Genomic DNA, 609 nt, shown 5'->3' on the forward strand with positions numbered 1-609 from the left:
GGCGATCTGCAGGCCGTCTACTTCAGGTTGGTCACGAGGTAGGCGCGGACGGTCTCGCCGGTGGCAGGGTCGACGAGGTCGCGCGGCGGCGCGGCCGTCGCCTCGGCCGAAGCGTAGGTCGGCATCTTCGCCGACCAGAACACGAGCAGGCGAGCCCACTTGGGCAGGTGCGGCTCGATGATGCGGAGGATGCCGTACCAGGCGGCGCCGCCGAACCCGGAGAGCCCGTAGATCAGCGCCTCCTGCGTCGCGGGGTCGACGCCGAACCAGCGGGCAGCGAGCCACGTGAGGACGGCGCCGACGCCGATCGGGACGTACGTACGGATGAGCGACAGGCCCCGGTTGGCGAGGTCGGTTTGCGTGATGTCGCTGGCGGGCATGGACATGGTGCTCCTATTCGGGTTGGTTGGGGACGATGCAGGCGATGATGTCGACGGGGCCGCCGGGGGTGACGACGGTGAGGGGCCCGGCAGGGGCGTCGGGAGGGCAGATGGGGAGGCCGTTCTCTTCGATGTAGGCCTCGACCTCGGTGCGGATCTCGTCCTTGGTCGGCGGCCGACCGGGCTCCCCCTGTGCACCGTCGGCTCCATCGGCGCCGTCTTGACCGCC

2 protein-coding genes are annotated in these 609 nt (G+C 70.6%); both read right to left on the bottom strand.

The genetic code is table 11. The annotated features are described in order from the left end of the window. Positions 1 to 17 precede the first annotated feature (17 nt). On the bottom strand, positions 18 to 386 hold the full coding sequence (locus ABFX50_RS50995; protein ID WP_310283871.1) for a hypothetical protein: 369 nt from the start codon (positions 384 to 386) through the stop codon (positions 18 to 20). A gap of 7 nt (positions 387 to 393) precedes the next feature. Continuing rightward, positions 394 to 609 (bottom strand): hypothetical protein (locus tag ABFX50_RS51000; protein ID WP_346158553.1); only part of this gene is annotated, 216 nt, incomplete at its 5' end.

Source organism: Nonomuraea recticatena, from assembly GCF_039533245.1.
GTDB lineage: Bacteria > Actinomycetota > Actinomycetes > Streptosporangiales > Streptosporangiaceae > Nonomuraea > Nonomuraea roseola.